Source organism: Novosphingobium subterraneum, from assembly GCF_000807925.1.
Classification (GTDB): Bacteria; Pseudomonadota; Alphaproteobacteria; order Sphingomonadales; family Sphingomonadaceae; genus Novosphingobium; species Novosphingobium subterraneum.
The window spans coordinates 50,738-65,389 of record NZ_JRVC01000026.1 but is presented as its reverse complement, the minus strand read 5'-3'; the positions used below and the strand labels follow the sequence as shown (position 1 = coordinate 65,389).

Annotated in this window: 10 protein-coding genes and 2 pseudogenes; 4 read left to right on the top strand and 8 right to left on the bottom strand. The window is 61.9% G+C overall.

The genetic code is table 11. From position 1 onward, the window contains the following. Nucleotides 1–754: 754 nt before the first annotated feature. Nucleotides 755–1,762, bottom strand: coding sequence for an IS110 family RNA-guided transposase (locus NJ75_RS20020; protein ID WP_039337664.1), 1,008 nt, complete (start codon nucleotides 1,760–1,762; stop codon nucleotides 755–757). Between the two features lie 90 nt (nucleotides 1,763–1,852). Next, nucleotides 1,853–2,568 (bottom strand): annotated as a pseudogene (locus NJ75_RS23945) (IS5 family transposase). A 204-nt stretch (nucleotides 2,569–2,772) separates the two neighbouring features. Between NJ75_RS23945 and NJ75_RS20005 the strand changes: the two are divergent. Further along, nucleotides 2,773–4,029 carry an IS701 family transposase gene (locus NJ75_RS20005; protein ID WP_039337663.1) on the top strand — a complete coding sequence of 419 codons (1,257 nt, stop codon included), beginning with the start codon at nucleotides 2,773–2,775 and terminating at the stop codon, nucleotides 4,027–4,029. Nucleotides 4,030–4,116: 87 nt separating this feature from the next. On the opposite strand, the gene NJ75_RS20000 is transcribed toward NJ75_RS20005, so the two are convergent. Beyond that, on the bottom strand, nucleotides 4,117–4,407 hold the full coding sequence (locus tag NJ75_RS20000; RefSeq protein ID WP_039337662.1) for a PAS domain-containing protein: 291 nt from the start codon (nucleotides 4,405–4,407) through the stop codon (nucleotides 4,117–4,119). 233 nt (nucleotides 4,408–4,640) lie between these two features. Between NJ75_RS20000 and NJ75_RS19995 the strand changes: the two genes are divergently transcribed. Both NJ75_RS19995 and NJ75_RS19990 read left to right on the top strand, forming a co-directional pair. Continuing rightward, nucleotides 4,641–5,165, top strand: a complete 525-nt coding sequence (locus tag NJ75_RS19995; RefSeq protein ID WP_039337661.1) for a hemerythrin domain-containing protein — start codon at nucleotides 4,641–4,643, stop codon at nucleotides 5,163–5,165. Between the two features lie 12 nt (nucleotides 5,166–5,177). Further along, complete coding sequence (locus NJ75_RS19990) at nucleotides 5,178–5,729, top strand: alpha-ketoglutarate-dependent dioxygenase AlkB (protein ID WP_039337660.1); 552 nt, start codon at nucleotides 5,178–5,180, stop codon at nucleotides 5,727–5,729. Between the two features lie 11 nt (nucleotides 5,730–5,740). Here the strand turns inward: NJ75_RS19990 and NJ75_RS19985 are convergent, their stop codons facing one another. Genes NJ75_RS19985 through NJ75_RS19965 form a run of 5 tightly spaced genes read right to left on the bottom strand, consistent with a single transcriptional unit; the run spans nucleotide 5,741 to nucleotide 13,526 of the window. Then, the gene (locus NJ75_RS19985; RefSeq protein WP_052242685.1) at nucleotides 5,741–8,902 is read right to left on the bottom strand and encodes a helicase-related protein; all 3,162 of its coding nucleotides are present in this window, start codon (nucleotides 8,900–8,902) and stop codon (nucleotides 5,741–5,743) included. Nucleotides 8,903–8,907: 5 nt separating this feature from the next. Further along, complete coding sequence (locus NJ75_RS19980; protein WP_039337659.1) at nucleotides 8,908–11,085, bottom strand: catalase; 2,178 nt, start codon at nucleotides 11,083–11,085, stop codon at nucleotides 8,908–8,910. Further along, complete coding sequence (locus NJ75_RS19975) at nucleotides 11,072–11,719, bottom strand: PRC-barrel domain-containing protein (protein ID WP_082013494.1); 648 nt, start codon at nucleotides 11,717–11,719, stop codon at nucleotides 11,072–11,074. The genes NJ75_RS19980 and NJ75_RS19975 overlap by 14 nt, the downstream gene beginning before the upstream one ends. Nucleotides 11,720–11,779: 60 nt before the next feature. Next, nucleotides 11,780–12,967, bottom strand: a complete 1,188-nt coding sequence (locus NJ75_RS19970; RefSeq protein WP_039337658.1) for a zinc-dependent alcohol dehydrogenase — start codon at nucleotides 12,965–12,967, stop codon at nucleotides 11,780–11,782. Between the two features lie 4 nt (nucleotides 12,968–12,971). After that, nucleotides 12,972–13,526: an SRPBCC family protein gene (locus NJ75_RS19965; RefSeq protein ID WP_039337678.1), complete on the bottom strand. Its 555-nt coding sequence runs from the start codon at nucleotides 13,524–13,526 to the stop codon at nucleotides 12,972–12,974. A gap of 72 nt (nucleotides 13,527–13,598) precedes the next feature. Between NJ75_RS19965 and NJ75_RS25210 the strand changes: the two are divergent. Beyond that, nucleotides 13,599–14,627 (top strand): annotated as a pseudogene (locus NJ75_RS25210) (NAD(P)/FAD-dependent oxidoreductase). Nucleotides 14,628–14,652: the final 25 nt, after the last annotated feature.

Sequence of the window (14,652 nt, the reverse complement as noted above, 5' to 3'; positions counted from 1 at the left end):
ACACATAGACCAGCGCGTGGGGCCCGCGGGTTCCTGCACTGGAGGCTTTCGTACGCAAGCGCCCGAAACCCTTCACAGAGGCTCTCATGCCCGGCGTCGGCGATCAATGTCTGGTTTCGCCAGTAGCCGCCCCAGCGTCGCCGATCAGCCCAGCTCATGACTGAAACTGGGTGGGGAGCGGAATGGCAATTTTTGTGGTCTTGATGCCTTGATCCAACTATCGAAAGAATCAGCTAAGGAGGACAGCTTGCTAGCCTTCCGGCATCGCGTCCTGACGTGCGGAACGGGCTGACGGACGACCATTCCAGCCCCCTCTCGCTTGACGCGGTTCGGCGCACTCGCAACGCTCTGCTCTCGAGTGGAGTCGACGCATTAGTCAGCGCACGCGGACATAGACCCGTCCCTGCTTCACGTCTCCGCGGTCGTGGCGCACGGTGGCGCCGGATTGATCCAGATTGGGCGTTAGGCCGAGATAAGGCCCGACATCTCGATTGCTTCTAGGGTTCAGATCTGTAATTGCAGAGCTGGGCGGTGTGATCCCTTGAGGGTTTCATGGATCTGTCCGCACTGACCGAGCCGGAGCTTGGTCGTGCTGTATCGGGTCTCACAGAGGCGAACGTTGCATTGACTCGAAGCGGGCTTTGCAGCCCATCTGACTACCTTCGCAGATCGTTCGTCCCTGCGTTCCCTCGCGGGACACCGCCCTCGGATCAGCTTTGACGCTTCACCGCTGGCAAGCAGGTTCTACCCCCACTCAAGCTTGGAACAAAGTGCCGTCGCGCAGCATGGCATGCATGATGACCGCAAGGCGGCGAGCCAGGGCGACGCGAGCCTTCTTAAGGCCCCGACGCTTGGCGATCTTCATGGCCCATGTCTTGAGCGCGAAGGTTTCCCGGCTTCGGGTGAGGATCGAGTTGGCGGCTTCGTAGAGCAGCTTGCGCACCGTGCTGTCGCCCTGTTTGGTGATCCTGCCTGTCCAATCTAGCTCACCCGACTGATGACGTCGGGGCACAAGGCCGAAGTAGGCGCCGGCATTGCGCGATTGTGGGAAACGCCCCGCTTCATCCACTGCAGCGGCGAAGGCAGCAGATGTCTGCACGCCCACGCCCGGTATGGTCATCAGGATTTCGCAAGCCTGTGACTGGCTGGCGATGATACGCAGGCGGCGGTCCATTTCCTTGATTTGCCCGACCAGTTCTGCGCGCACGGACAGCAAGGATGCGATGGCGTCGCCAAGGCCCGGGATGTGGGCGGCCTGCATGATCCGTTCGAGGAAGGCCTTCCCTTGACCTGCGCCGGGCCGATAGCCGAACGTGGCGCAGAGACCGCGGATCGTGTTGTCGAGCCGGACGCGCGCTTCGACCAGATGGCTGCGTGCGGTGATCACGCTGCGAACGCCATGCGCTGCCGGAGATTTTACATGCACCTCCTTGTAGAAGCCGGTGCGCGCCAACTGTGCGAGGCCGGCGGCATCGTGAGGGTCGGTCTTGTTCGCCTTCATTGCTTTGAGGCTCTGGTGCGCCTGGCGGGCATCAATGCACACCACCGCGACACCCAGTTCACACAGACCAAGGCAGATGGCCGGCGACATGCGGCCCGTTTCGATCACCGCCCGCTCGATTGGACCGTATCGCTCCAGCATCATGGCGATCGCTTCCGGAGAGTTTTCCACTTTCTCCGACACGACCTTCCGACCATTGTCATCAACGATGCAGACCTGCGTGGATTCCATCGACAAGTCCAATCCGGCATAGTGCTTCATGGCTGCTTCCTTCCTTCAGGATTCGACAACCAGAAGTGTGCGCCCCAACCGAGCTCCGAGGGAAGCAGCCGCAATTACACGATGACTCGTTCAAAGCCGGAATGCGAAGACGGTAGCAAGGGCTACGCCTGATAGGAAGTTGGCGGCGAGCTTGTCGTAGCGGGTTGCGACGCGCCGGAAATCCTTGAGACGGCAGAAGGCGCTCTCGATGAGGTGACGCCCCCGGTATCGCTCCTGATCGTAGCGGATCGCCCGCTTGCGGTTGCGGCGACCGGGGATGACTGGCTTGGCCCCGGCCTCGCGCAGCGAGCGGCGCAACCGGTCCGCGTCGTAGCCCTTGTCGCCCAGGAGGTAGCGCATGCGCCCGGCGCGTTCGAGCAGCGCCGGTGCGGCTTTCACGTCGCTCACATTGCCGGGCGTCAGCATCAGCGCATAGGGCCGGCCGATGACGTCGGTGAGCGCGTGGACCTTGGTCGTCCAGCCGCTCCGCGAACGGCCGATCGCCTGACTCGATCGCCCCCTTTTCCGCCGAATGCCGCGCGCTGCGCCTTGACGTAGGTGGCGTCGATCGCGGTGCTCTTCGTCACCGCGCCGGTCTGCACCAGCGCATCGAGCAGCTTCACCCAGAACCCGCGCCGCGACCAACGGTTGAAGCGGTTGTAGATCGTCGTCGGGGGTCCATAGTCAGCCGGGCAGTCGCACCAGCGGCATCCCACCTTGAGCACATGCAGGATGCCCGAAATCACCCGGCGGTCATCGGCTCGCTTGGCTCCGGGCTGGTTCTTCGGCAGATGCGGCTCGATCACCCTCCACGCCTCGTCCGACAGCCAAACCAATGCGATAACCCGGCCTCCCTGATCCACACCGCATGTGAATCAGGAAAACGAGCGTCATTCAAGTCTCTGATTGGGTTTTGACCCTAGCACTACTTTGGCAGAAGTGTGATTTTTGGGATTCCCAAGGCGGAAAATCACTGATTCATAGAGAGCCAGCTTTTCTGGAGGCTGGTGATGGAATCGAGTTGGCGGAACGAACTGGAGACATGGCTGTCGCCGTTTGCCGCAGCATTACGGAACAAGACGCGGCGTCGGATGTGCCCGGCTTACATCGCGGGGCTGATCGGGCCGGGTGATCGTAAGAGTGTTCAGCCCATGGCTGCACGGGACGGCGAGGTCAGCTACGACCGGCTTCATCACTTTGTCGGCAGCGGCGTCTGGGACGAAGCTCCGCTTGAGGCGGCGTTGCTTGTCGAGGCAGACCGACTGGTGGGTGGCGACGATGCCTGGCTGATCATCGACGATACGGCCTTGCCCAAGAAAGGGCAGCATTCGGTTGGCGTGGCGCCGCAGTATGCCTCAACGCTCGGCAAGAACGCCAACTGCCAGACGCTTGTGTCGGTGACGCTGGCATCGCGCGAGGTGCCGGTGATGGTAGGCTTGCGCCTGTTCCTTCCGGAGAGTTGGACGAGTGATGCGGCCCGCCTGGATCGTGCCGGGGTTCCAGAAGGACTGCGAGCATACCGAACCAAGCCAGAGATCGCGCTGGCCGAGATCGACAGGGTCCGTGCCGCAAGCGTTCGCTTCGGCTGTGTCCTTGCCGATGCTGGATATGGCCTCTCCGCCTCCTTCCGGCAGGGCCTGAGCGAACGCGGCCTCGCCTGGGCTGTGGGCATTCCGTTCAAGCAGAAGGTCTACCCTGCCGACGTCAGCATGGTCTTTCCCGTTGCCGCTCGCGGACGCCCGAGAAAGAACGCGATACCCGACGTCACCTCGGTATCGGCACAAGCCACGCTGGAGGCAGCGAAATGGCACCAGGTCAGTTGGCGGCGTGGCACCAAAGGCAAGCTCGCGGCCCGCTTTGCCGCGGTTCGTGTGCGGGTCGCAGACGGACCGCCGCAGCGTATCCACGATATGGGCGCACAGCATCTGCCCGGCGAGGCAGTCTGGCTGGTCGGGGAACATCGATCGACAGGCGAGCGCAAGTACTACCTCTCCAACCTGCCTGCCGAGACGCCGATCAAGCAACTCGCCGGCGCCATCAAGGCCCGCTGGGTCTGCGAGCAGGCCCACCAGCAACTAAAGGAAGAACTCGGCCTGGACCACTTCGAGGGGCGGTCATGGAAAGGCCTGCATCGACACGCGCTGATGTCCATGATCGCTCTCGCATTCCTCCAGTCACTTCGCCTCAAGCAGGCCAAAGGGGGGAAAAAGAATCGCGGGCCCACCACCGAAACCGAGCCTGCCAGCCATCAGACAAGCCATCATTGACCGCCTCAACAGGCCGCCGGACAAACCATGCCCGCACTGCGGATGCCGACCCAGTGACCCGCCACAACCCAATCTGCCAAAGTAGTGCTAGTGCGTGCCGTCCTTCCTTCGCTGGCGTGTCTCGAAGTCCAGCCGTTCGCATTCCTTGGTCAGCAATGGTCGAATGAGTTTGAGGAACTGCTCACGCGGTATGTCGGGTTTCGGATCCCACGGTGTCAGGGCCGCAATCTCCGCCCTGCTGTAACTGAGGTTTTGGCGCGCACCCCGATTTACCAGAACAAATTGAAAGCGATCCGCCGAGAACAAATAGACCTCGCTGGCCGCATCCTCGACGATACGGCCTAGCCGATCCACGCCAATTTCGTCCAGCTGCGGCATAGGGTCTGTTATCCTGGCACCAACGCCATGCTATAAAACGCGGGAGGCTCAAGAGCAATGATGGCACCAACGCTGCATCGGATCCAATACCTTCAAGACAGAGTAATTTTTGGATCGCGTGGACCAGCGCCGGCCTCTGCATATCAACGAGCACTTGCGATTCTATCTCTACTGGCCCTACGCTTCGGGAACTCCAGCGCGTCTAATATGTTTGACCGTCGAAGGAGCTTCCCATGGCCACCACAAAATCGTCTTCCAAAGCAAAACCCAAAACCGGCGCGCGTGCCACGCGAAAGGCGAGCAAGGAGCAGAAGCGACCCGCGGACGCGATCAAGCTGCTCAAGGACGACCACAAGGAGGTCAAAGGCTGGTTCGACGAATTCGACAAGACCGACGATGATGCGCGCAAGCAGGAACTGGCAGACAAGATCTGCATGGCGCTGACCGTCCATGCGACGATCGAGGAAGAGATTTTTTACCCGGCGGCTTATGAAGCCCTTGATGACGACGATCTGCTCGATGAAGCAGAAGTCGAACACGCGAGCGCTAAGGCGCTAATTGCAGAAATCCAGGGCAGCCAAGTCGGTGAGCCGCTGTTCGACGCCAAGGTTACGGTGTTGGGCGAATATATTGATCATCACGTGCAGGAGGAGGAAAAGGAACTCTTCCCCGAATGCCGCGCCAGTGGCATGGATCTCAAAGCACTGGGCGAGCAGCTCGCGGCGCGCAAGGCGGAGTTGATGGCTGCCCAAGGCTGATGTCAGTCCAAGGTGAATGATGATTTCTTCGGCCCGGCCATTCCTGGCCTGTTCCTGATTGAAGATCTCGTTGATGAGGCCGCTCAGCTGAGCCTTATCACCGAGATCGAGGAAACGTCGCTTGCGCCTTTCAGGTTCCAGCAATGGACTGGAATGCGCGAGACGGCCTCTTACGGGCTTCACTACGATTTCACCGCGTCTACGTTAAGTGAAGCCGAAGCTTTCCGTCCTTGGCTCGACAAGCTGGCAAGGATGGTCGAGGCGAAATGTGAACTGCCGGGCCGGTCCATTGTTCATGCCTTGCTGACCCGTTATCCGGTGGGCGCGGCGATAGGTTGGCACCGTGATCGTGCAATCTTCGGTGAAGTGTTCGGCATCTCGCTTGGCACCGAGGCCGTCCTCCGATTGCGGAGGCGGCAACCGGCCGGCTTCTCACGCTATTCCCTGCCTCTTCGGCCCGGCTCGCTTTACAGGTTGAGCGGTGAGGCCAGAAACCAGTGGGAACACAGCATTGCCCCCCTCCAACAGCTTCGAAGGTCGATAACGCTGCGGACGCTCGCTTAGGCCATCACTTTCTATCTACCGATCGTTTCCACGGGGGGTACCGTATCTACTTCCATCATCTCCAGCAGGATTTCCTCTACCCTGGTCAATCGCGCGTGCGGATCGCTCATCTTCTCGCGGACCAGGAAACGGCCGTCCACCAATTGGGCGCTGGGGTGGGGCGATGACTGTGGCGGTGCACCGCGCGGGTTTAACGCGATGGCGGCGCGCCCGGCGTCAATCCTTTCGATACCCAGAATTTGCGCAAGAAGGCGCACCCTTGCTACAGACAGCAACACTTGCGTCTCCTTCGGGATAGCGCCGAACCGGTCTTCCAACTCCTCCTCGAAGAGATCCAGAGCGGCGGGATCTGTCAGCCGCGCCAATCTGACATAAAGCTGCAGCCGCAGATCCACTTCCGGGATCCAGCTTTCGGGCAAGGCGCCATGGACTCCTAGTCTCAAGTCAGGCGCGGGGAGCGCGCTGGTCTCGCCGCGAGCCTCGCGGAGCGCCGCTTCCAGCATGTGCTGGTAAAGCTCGACGCCAACCAGTTTCATATGCCCGGTCTGGCTGTCGCCCAGCAGATCTCCGCCGCCCCGCAGATCGAGGTCGCGCGCGCTGATTGCAAACCCGGCACCAAGGCGATCCAGCGCTTCGAGTGTCCGCAAGCGCTTCGCGGTCGCCTCGCTGATCGGATGACCGGCGTCCGTGAGCAGCATGATCTGCCCGCGCCGACTGCCACGTCCGACCCTGCCTCGAAGCTGATGGAGCTGCGACAGACCGAACCGGTCCGCACGCCAAACGATCATTGTATTGGCGCGGGGGACGTCGAGCCCTGCCTCGATAATGTTGGTGGCAAGCAGCACGTCGCCTCGACCGTCTGCGAACTCGGTCATTACGGTATCGAGTTCTGCTGCGGACAGCTTGCCGTGCGCGCAGACCACCGTGAGTTCAGGCGTCAGCTGCCCAAGCTTGGCTTCGATCGCCGCCATGTCCGCGATCCTTGGGACCACGAGAAAGCTTTGCCCCCGCCGGGCCCGTTCCCGCAGCAGCGCGGCCCGGACGCTTGTATCGTCCCAATCGCTCACCACCGTGCGGATTGGCTGCCGCCGCGCAGGCGGAGTTGCGATAACCGATAGCTGTTGTAAGCCCACCAGCGCGTTCTGGAGCGACCGGGGAATCGGTGTGGCGCTGAGCGCCAGGAAGTGGCCGCTATGCAGCGCACGCAGTCTTGCCTTGTGGGCCGCCCCGAAGCGTTGCTCTTCATCGAGGATGACCAGCTGCAGGCTGCGATACCGGACGCTCTTGCCAGCGACGGCGCTTGTGCCGACGACGATTCCGATCGACCCTTCGGCAAGACCGGCCAGCGCTGCGCGCTTTTCGGCGGGCGTCGATGAGCTTGACAGCATTGCGACAGTCACGCCGGTCCCCTCGAACCGGGCCCGGAACAGTTCGTAGTGTTGGCGCACAAGCACAGTCGTCGGCGCGGCCAGCACGACCTGCCCGCCCGCCAGCGCCGCAAACGCCGCAGCGCGCAGCGCAACCTCGGTCTTGCCGTAACCGACATCGCCAATGACGAGCCGGTCCATCGCGGTGCCGGAAGCGAGGTCGGAACGGATGGCGTCAATGGCGCGGGTTTGGTCTGCCGTTTCCGAATAGGGGAAGCCAGCCACGAACCGTTCGTAGACATCCGGGTCGGCCGCGATTGCCGGTACAGTTCGTGCCGCACGCTGATGGGCCAGCGCAATTAGCGCTTTGGCTGTCTCAGCAAGCTCGCCGTCAAGCGTCTCTCGGCGTTTGATCCAACTCGACCCGTCCAGCTTGTCAAGAGCCACCGCCTCGGGGTCGGCGCCGTAACGCCAGATGCGACCGGCATCGCTGACCGGTACCAGTCGGCGAGCTGCGCCAGCAAATTCAAGCGCGATGGCGTCCTGCGCGCTGCCCTCCAGCAGGGGCAAAGGTTCGATCCCGCTTATTACCGCAATGCCGTGATCCTCATGGACGACAACGTCGCCGCAGCGAAGGTCGCCCAATCCATCGAACCCGTTTTCTTGATCTACCGACCCAGCTTCAGCTTCCGCACGGCTACCGAGCAAATCAGCGGCGGTAACGGCGATGATCTTGTCACGTACAAAGCCTCTGTCGCACGTCATTTCAAGTGCCGCGAACGCACCTGATGGGAGCGCTGCGACGTCTGCCCAACTGGCGAGCATGATGCAGTCGCGCTTCAATTTTTTGGCAATACGCGGACGCAGGAACCGCAGATCGCGGTCGCTGCCCAGCAAGATGAGGCGGGCATCCCTCTCCAGCAGGGGCACTACGAACCGGGACAGGGCACCCAGGGGAGCCCGCTCCTCGACGAACCGCGAAATGGCCCCAATGTCGTCGGTGGCCCAGTCGAGCCGGTCGTGGCCGGTCGTTGCCGCACGCCATTCTTCCTCGCCGATCATGTCGGCGGGGACTCGGCCATGCCGTGTCACATCCGCGGCAAGGGCCAGCAGCCCGCGATGGCGCGACGCAACCTTGTTTTCGAGGACCAGGGCCGCGCCCGCAGGGCAATGAGCGAGGAGCGTTACCCCGCCCACCGCGCTTGGCTCAGCCACAAGGCCGATTTCGACGGCAGTCAGATCGTCCAGGCTGCGCTGGTCAACCGGATCGAAGCTACGCAGGCTGACAATCCGTCCATCGCCCGCTTCGATGCGAACCGGCAGCGTACGATCGGCCGGGAAGACATCGGCCACATTACCCCGCACCGCAACTTCACCCGGTTCATCGACCCGATCATCGATAACATACCCCAGTGCTTCGCAATCCCTTTCAAAGCTTTCGAGATCGAGCAGATCTCCTACACCAAGGACTGGTGGAGCGGGGTCGAACGCGTTGGGCGGAGCGTAACGTCGCGCAATGGCTTCGGCACTTGCCAGTACGACGCACGGCTTCTGGCACGTACCTTGAACCTTGCCGCGGATTTGCCGCAGCGCCGCGACGCGCGCGCCAGCATTCCCTGGAGATGCCGGAGCCTCTTCACCGGGCAAGGCGTCACTGGCGGGGACCAGCACGACCGCAGCTTGGGGGGCAGCCGCGCTGACGGCGGCGGCCAAAGCCACCGCCGTCTGTTCGCTATCGGCAATGTAAACCAGATCGCCGTGCTGCAAATGCTCGGCGATCCGTGTGGCAACCGCTGCCTGGCTCACGGCACTCAGGCCATTGCATCCAGATCGACGGTCACTTCTCGCGGCCAGAACCGCAGGGCTGCGCAAGCTGCAACAAAAGCCTTGGCATCCTTGCCCGATCCCAGCGCGACACAGCCTTCGTCGAGCTCGGGTGGAATGCGTGCGGCGGCAAACAGCGGCTCGGCATCCGCGCCGACTCCAATGAACTTGCAGTGCGCAAAGGCGTCGGACACGAAATCCTTGGCCGGAGCATCCTGCGCCAACAGGACCGCACCCTCCGCCGAAGGCAGCACCGCCACCGCATCGTAGAGCACCGATGGACCGCCATCGATCTTCTGCTTGGCCGCGACAGCATCGCCGTTGTCGAGGACGACACCGCCGATCTTGGGCGCGATCACTTCCCATACCGCGCCTGCGGCTTCGACTGCGCCAGTGAGCGCCGCGAACAGAACTCCGTCCGACCCATCGGTCAGCAGGATGCCAAGCTTGCGGCCCTTGAAACTGTCCGGACCATTGGCAAGGATGCTGAGCTTGTCCGAAGTGGGCAGGTCGAGCGTAGGCTTTGCAGCTTTTGCGGGATCGGGCAGCGCCATTCCGAGGCCATTGGCCACCGTGGCCGCAAGATCCTCGTCAATGTTGCGCAGGTGCGATACAGCGCGCGCACGAATGTCGACGCGTGTGACCTTGCTCAATTCGAACACCAGCGCATCGCCAAGGTGCTTCTGTTCGATCGGATGCTGGCTGAGATAGAACATTCGCGCCTGGCTATAGTGATCGGCAAAGGTCTCCGACCGGAGACGGGCTTTCGGGCCTTCGACGTCAGCGGCGAAACTCTTGAATCCCAGTTCCGGATTCTCACGCGGACCGCCTTCAGGGCCCCACGAGTTTGGCTCGTAGTTGGCCCGTCCCTTGGGATTGACCATGGCCATATGGCCGTCCTGCTGGAAATGCATCACCGGGCAGCGCGGAGCGTTGACCGGTATGTGGGTGAAGTTCGGCCCGCCAAGACGCTTGAGCTGGGTGTCGAGGTACGAGAAATTGCGCCCGTGCAGCAGCGGATCGTCGCTGAAGTCGATTCCAGGCGGCACGTTGGCTGTGCAGAACGCGACCTGTTCGGTCTCGGCGAAGAAGTTGTCGACGTTGCGATTGAGGGTCAGCGTACCGATCAGCCGGACGGGCACGTCTTCCTCGGGGATCAGTTTGGTCGCGTCGAGATGATCGAACGGTAGCCCATCGGCGGTCGCCTGGTCGAAGAGCTGGACGCCGAGGTCCCATTGCGGGAAGTCGCCGCTGTCGATTGCTTCCCACAGGTCGCGGCGATGGAAGTCGGGATCGGCGCCATTGATCTTGACGGCTTCGTTCCACACCACCGATTGCAGGCCCTGTCGGGGCTTCCAGTGGAATTTGACGAAGGTGGACTTGCCCTCGGCATTGATCAGGCGGAATGTGTGGACGCCGAAGCCTTCGATCGTGCGGTAAGAGCGCGGAATGGTGCGGTCGGACATCTGCCACATCACCATGTGCCAGGCTTCGGGCATCAAGCTGGCGAAATCCCAAAAGTTGTCATGCGCCGACTGCGCCTGCGGGAAGCCGCGGTCGGGCTCCTCCTTGACTGCGTGGACCAGATCAGGAAATTTGATCGCATCCTGGATGAAGAACACCGGGATGTTGTTGCCCACAAGATCCCAGTTGCCCTCCGCCGTGTAGAGCTTGACCGCGAAGCCTCGCACATCGCGCGCGAGGTCGAACGAACCGGCCCGGCCGGCGACGGTCGAGAAGCGCACAAAGGTCTCGGTCTGCTGACCGACCCTTGAGAGCACGTCGGCTGTGGTATAGTCAGCCAAGCTGTCGGTGAGTTCAAACACGCCGTGGGCACCTGTGCCGCGCGCGTGGACGACTCGCTCGGGAATGCGTTCGTGGTCGAAATGGAAGATTTTCTCGCGGAGCTGAAAGTCCTCCAGCAAAGTCGGGCCGCGTGGCCCCGCGCGCAGGCTATTCTGCCCGTCGCTGATCGGGATACCCTGCTGCGAAGTCATGGTTGCGGCAGGATCGCTGGTGGTCTGGTGGGTTTCTCCGCCGTTGCCCTGGGGCTCAGCATAACTGGTCGGCAGGTCCGACTGGGGCGGCAGTTTGGGTGCCTTCTTCGGCGTCTCGCCCTTCTGTTTCGATTTGTCGGAACGCTGGGCTTTATCAGGCTTGGGCATGGAACAATCCTTTGGAATTGGAGGCAAACGAGAGATCATGGGAGTTTGAGGCGAGCGCTGGAGGCGCAACGGCAGGCCAGGCTTTCTCGTCGATTGGCGCAATGGCAGTGATTTGCTCGGCACTCAGATCACAGTGGATGCCATCACTTTCGAACGCGAGATGGTCGGGCGCTATCGCCCGCAGGGTTTCGCCGGCACCGCCCACCCCGCCTTGGGATATGACGATATAACTCAGTGTCCGGCTTTCGCAGTCGTGCATGGTATCGACTACCGTCCCGACCTTCTCACCCCTTCCGTCAAAGACATTCGCGCCGATCGCGGACGCACCTGAATAAAGCGAGGGCACGTGCGCGTGCGCCCGGCTGCGCTGCTCCGCCGATTCGCTACCCGTTTCGTGCCGGGCCTGCCGCCCGAGCCAGCGCCACACGCCGAAGAGGTTAACAAGCAACAGAAAACCGTTGGTGATCGCCAGGCTTGGTTGCCCGGTGGTCAGGCCCACTGCAGCCCAGGCAACCGATCCGACGGTAAAGACGACAAATCCCCACCCCGTGATTTTTGTCCCCAGATTGGCGGCTGTCATCATCGCCGCAATCATGGTCGCAGCTGAAGCAATCCAGGCGGCGAAATCAGGCATTGCGGTACAACTCCCTAGTTTCGCCCAAGGTAGGGCACGGGAACGATCAAATGGGCGGACTTACGTCGCTGTCGACAAGCCAGGCTTGAGCACGACCTTGGTCGCCTCGTTCTGCTGATCGTGGAACAGCTTGTACCCTTCAGCAGCATCTTCGAGCGGCAAGCGGTGGCTTATCAGGAAGGTGGTGTCGATCTTGTCCTCAAGCACCGCAGCAAGCAGCGCGGGTAGATACTTCTGAACGTGGGTCTGCCCGGTGCGAAGCGTCAGGCCCTTTTCCATAAGAGCTCCGAGCGGAAACTTGTCGACGAACCCGCCATAGACTGCAGGCATCGACACCCGGCCGCCCTTGCGACAGGCGATGATGGCCTGGCGGATCGCATGGGTGCGGTCGGTGCCGAGGAAGGTCGAGGCCTTGATCTGGTCGACCACGTTATCGACGAACAACCCGTGCGCTTCGAGGCCCACCGCATCGATCACCGCATCGGGGCCGATCCCGCCGGTCATCAGCATCAGCGCCTCATAGGTATCGCTCTCTTCGAAATCGATCGTCTCTGCCCCGAAACGGCGCGCCAGTTCGAGCCGCTTGGGGAAGTGGTCTATCGCGATCACCCGCTCGGCGCCGAGCAGGAACGCCGACTGGACCGCAAACAGTCCGACCGGGCCGCAACCCCATACCGCCACGGTATCGCCTGGCTCGATGTCGCAGTTTTCCGCCGCCATCCACCCGGTTGGCAGGATGTCCGACAGGAACAGCACCTTGTCGTCCTCGATCCCTTCGGGGATCACGATGGGGCCAACGTCGGAGAATGGCACACGCACATATTCGGCCTGGCCGCCCGAGTAGCCGCCCGTCATATGGCTGTAGCCGAACAGCCCGGACATCGGCTGTCCGTAGGCTTCGCGCGCGATGTCCTGGTTGTCGGCGGGCATGCCATTTTCACACGCCGAGAACTGTGCCTTGCCGCAGTGGTAGCAGCTGCCGCAAGCGATAGTGAACGGCACAACCACCCGCTGGCCGATCTTCAGCGTGCTTTTCGGGCCGATCTCGACCACCTCACCCATAAACTCGTGGCCCAGAATGTCCCCGACCTGCATCGTCGGGATATAGTGATCGTATAGGTGCAGGTCCGAACCGCAGATCGCTGTAGACGTGACCTTGATAATCGCGTCGCGCGGGTTGACGATGCCGGGATCGTCAACCGTTTCGACGCGGACATCATGCTTGCCATGCCAGGTGAGTGCGCGCATCGGCTTATCCTTCCTGCTCGGCAAAGATCGCCGGATTGCGCGCCGCCGTCGCGATTTCGCCGGTTTCGAGCAATTGTTTAAGGCGCCGCAGGTCGCGCCGGGTCTGGATCGCCGGTTCGCGCTGAAAGAGTTTGGCGACCAGCTTTCCCAGGATGCCGCCAGGCGGCTCATACGCGATTGTTGCAGTTACGACGGTGCCGCGCGCGCCGGCTTCCGCAAAAGTTACCCGCCCACTGTTGGTGACATCTCCGCCGTCTTCGGATTGCCAAGTGAGGGATTGTCCTTCGACCTCATCGGTAATCCGGGAATCCCATTCGTAGCGGCTGTCAGCCGGTCCCTTTACAACCCAGTGCGAGCGCTCGTCGTCGAGCACATCGATACGCTCGATATTCTCCATGAATTGCGGCAGCTGTGCGAAGTCCCGGAAGAAAGCGTAGACCTCGCTGGCCGGGCGATTGATGGTGACGCTGCTCGCGAGAAGCTGGCGGGAACCCTTGGCGTCCTTGGACGTGACCACGGGGGCGTCGTCGCGGGGATGAGATTTTGCGTTTTGGGACATGCCCTCTTTAACGGCTCCCAAGAGCGCCAGTTCCGACGATTTCTTCATGCGTGAATAGAACTCGTTCGCGGCTTGGCGGAACCAAAGACCTGCCAATGTGGTTTTACGCAGACGTCTCTGCGCACAGTCGGGGGCCCTAACATCGAAACTTATGACATCGCGATTGTCGGAGCCGGACCTGCCGGGCTCAGCGCTGCGCTCTATTCCGCCCGTTATTGCCGCAGGACGCTCGTCCTGCACGACGGCACCGCGCGAGCCTCACGAATTCCTCTTACACACAATGCGCCCGGATTTGATGCCGGTATTGCCGGAACCGATCTGCTCGAGCCAATGACGCGTCACGCCCAAAAGTTCGGTGCACAGCTGGTCAAGGCGCGGGTGTTGAAGCTCACAGCGCCCGAGAGCCAGTTCCTACTGGAGGACGAAAAGGGTGCGATCTGGTCGGCTCGGGCCGTGATCCTTGCCACCGCACTTTAGCTGAACCAGATCCCGCTCGATGACGAGATGCACGAAACTGCCATCGCCAATGGCGTGCTGCGTTACTGCCCGGTCTGCGATGGCTTCGAGCATAAGGGTGCCCGGATTGCGGTGCTCGGCTGCGACATATCAGGCGCTGCTGAGGCTATATTCCTGTCGGCTTATTCGGACGACGTAACGCTGCTTCCGCGGCGCGAAGTTGAACTGACCCGGGAGGAGCAACGCGATCTTGGACAGGCCGGCATCAAAGTCGTTTCGGAGGCGTTATCCCGTTTCGAACCCACAAAATGCGAGATGCGTCTTCATTTCGAAGATCAACCTGAGCCGCTCGCCTTTGACGTCCTTTATCCCGCACTGGGTTGCAGACCCCGCAGTGGCCTTGCCCGTCAGCTCGGTCTGGCGATCGAGGAGTCCGGCAAGGTCGCCGCCACCGCCCCCTTGGACACCGAAATACCGGGCCTGTTCTGTGCAGGCGATGTGGTCGATGGCCTCGACCAGATCAGCGTCGCGATGGGCCACGGAGCGATCGCCGCCACCAAGGCGCACAACTGGCTGCGGGCCTCCGATGGCGACACGGTGGAAGCGGTGCTGGATCTGGATGGGGGCAACACAGCGCATGGCTAGTGCAGGGAGTTCCGGCGCCCCGTGG

Coding starts and splice junctions, on each gene's coding strand:
- NJ75_RS20000 (WP_039337662.1), bottom strand. CDS start 4,407: ATGCCGCAGCTGGACGAAATTGGCGTGGATCGGCTAGGCCGTATCGTC.
- NJ75_RS19975 (WP_082013494.1), bottom strand. CDS start 11,719: ATGCCTGATTTCGCCGCCTGGATTGCTTCAGCTGCGACCATGATTGCG.
- NJ75_RS19970 (WP_039337658.1), bottom strand. CDS start 12,967: ATGCGCGCACTCACCTGGCATGGCAAGCATGATGTCCGCGTCGAAACG.
- NJ75_RS19965 (WP_039337678.1), bottom strand. CDS start 13,526: ATGTCCCAAAACGCAAAATCTCATCCCCGCGACGACGCCCCCGTGGTC.
- NJ75_RS20005 (WP_039337663.1), top strand. CDS start 2,773: ATGGAATCGAGTTGGCGGAACGAACTGGAGACATGGCTGTCGCCGTTT.
- NJ75_RS19980 (WP_039337659.1), bottom strand. CDS start 11,085: ATGCCCAAGCCTGATAAAGCCCAGCGTTCCGACAAATCGAAACAGAAG.
- NJ75_RS20020 (WP_039337664.1), bottom strand. CDS start 1,762: ATGAAGCACTATGCCGGATTGGACTTGTCGATGGAATCCACGCAGGTC.
- NJ75_RS19995 (WP_039337661.1), top strand. CDS start 4,641: ATGGCCACCACAAAATCGTCTTCCAAAGCAAAACCCAAAACCGGCGCG.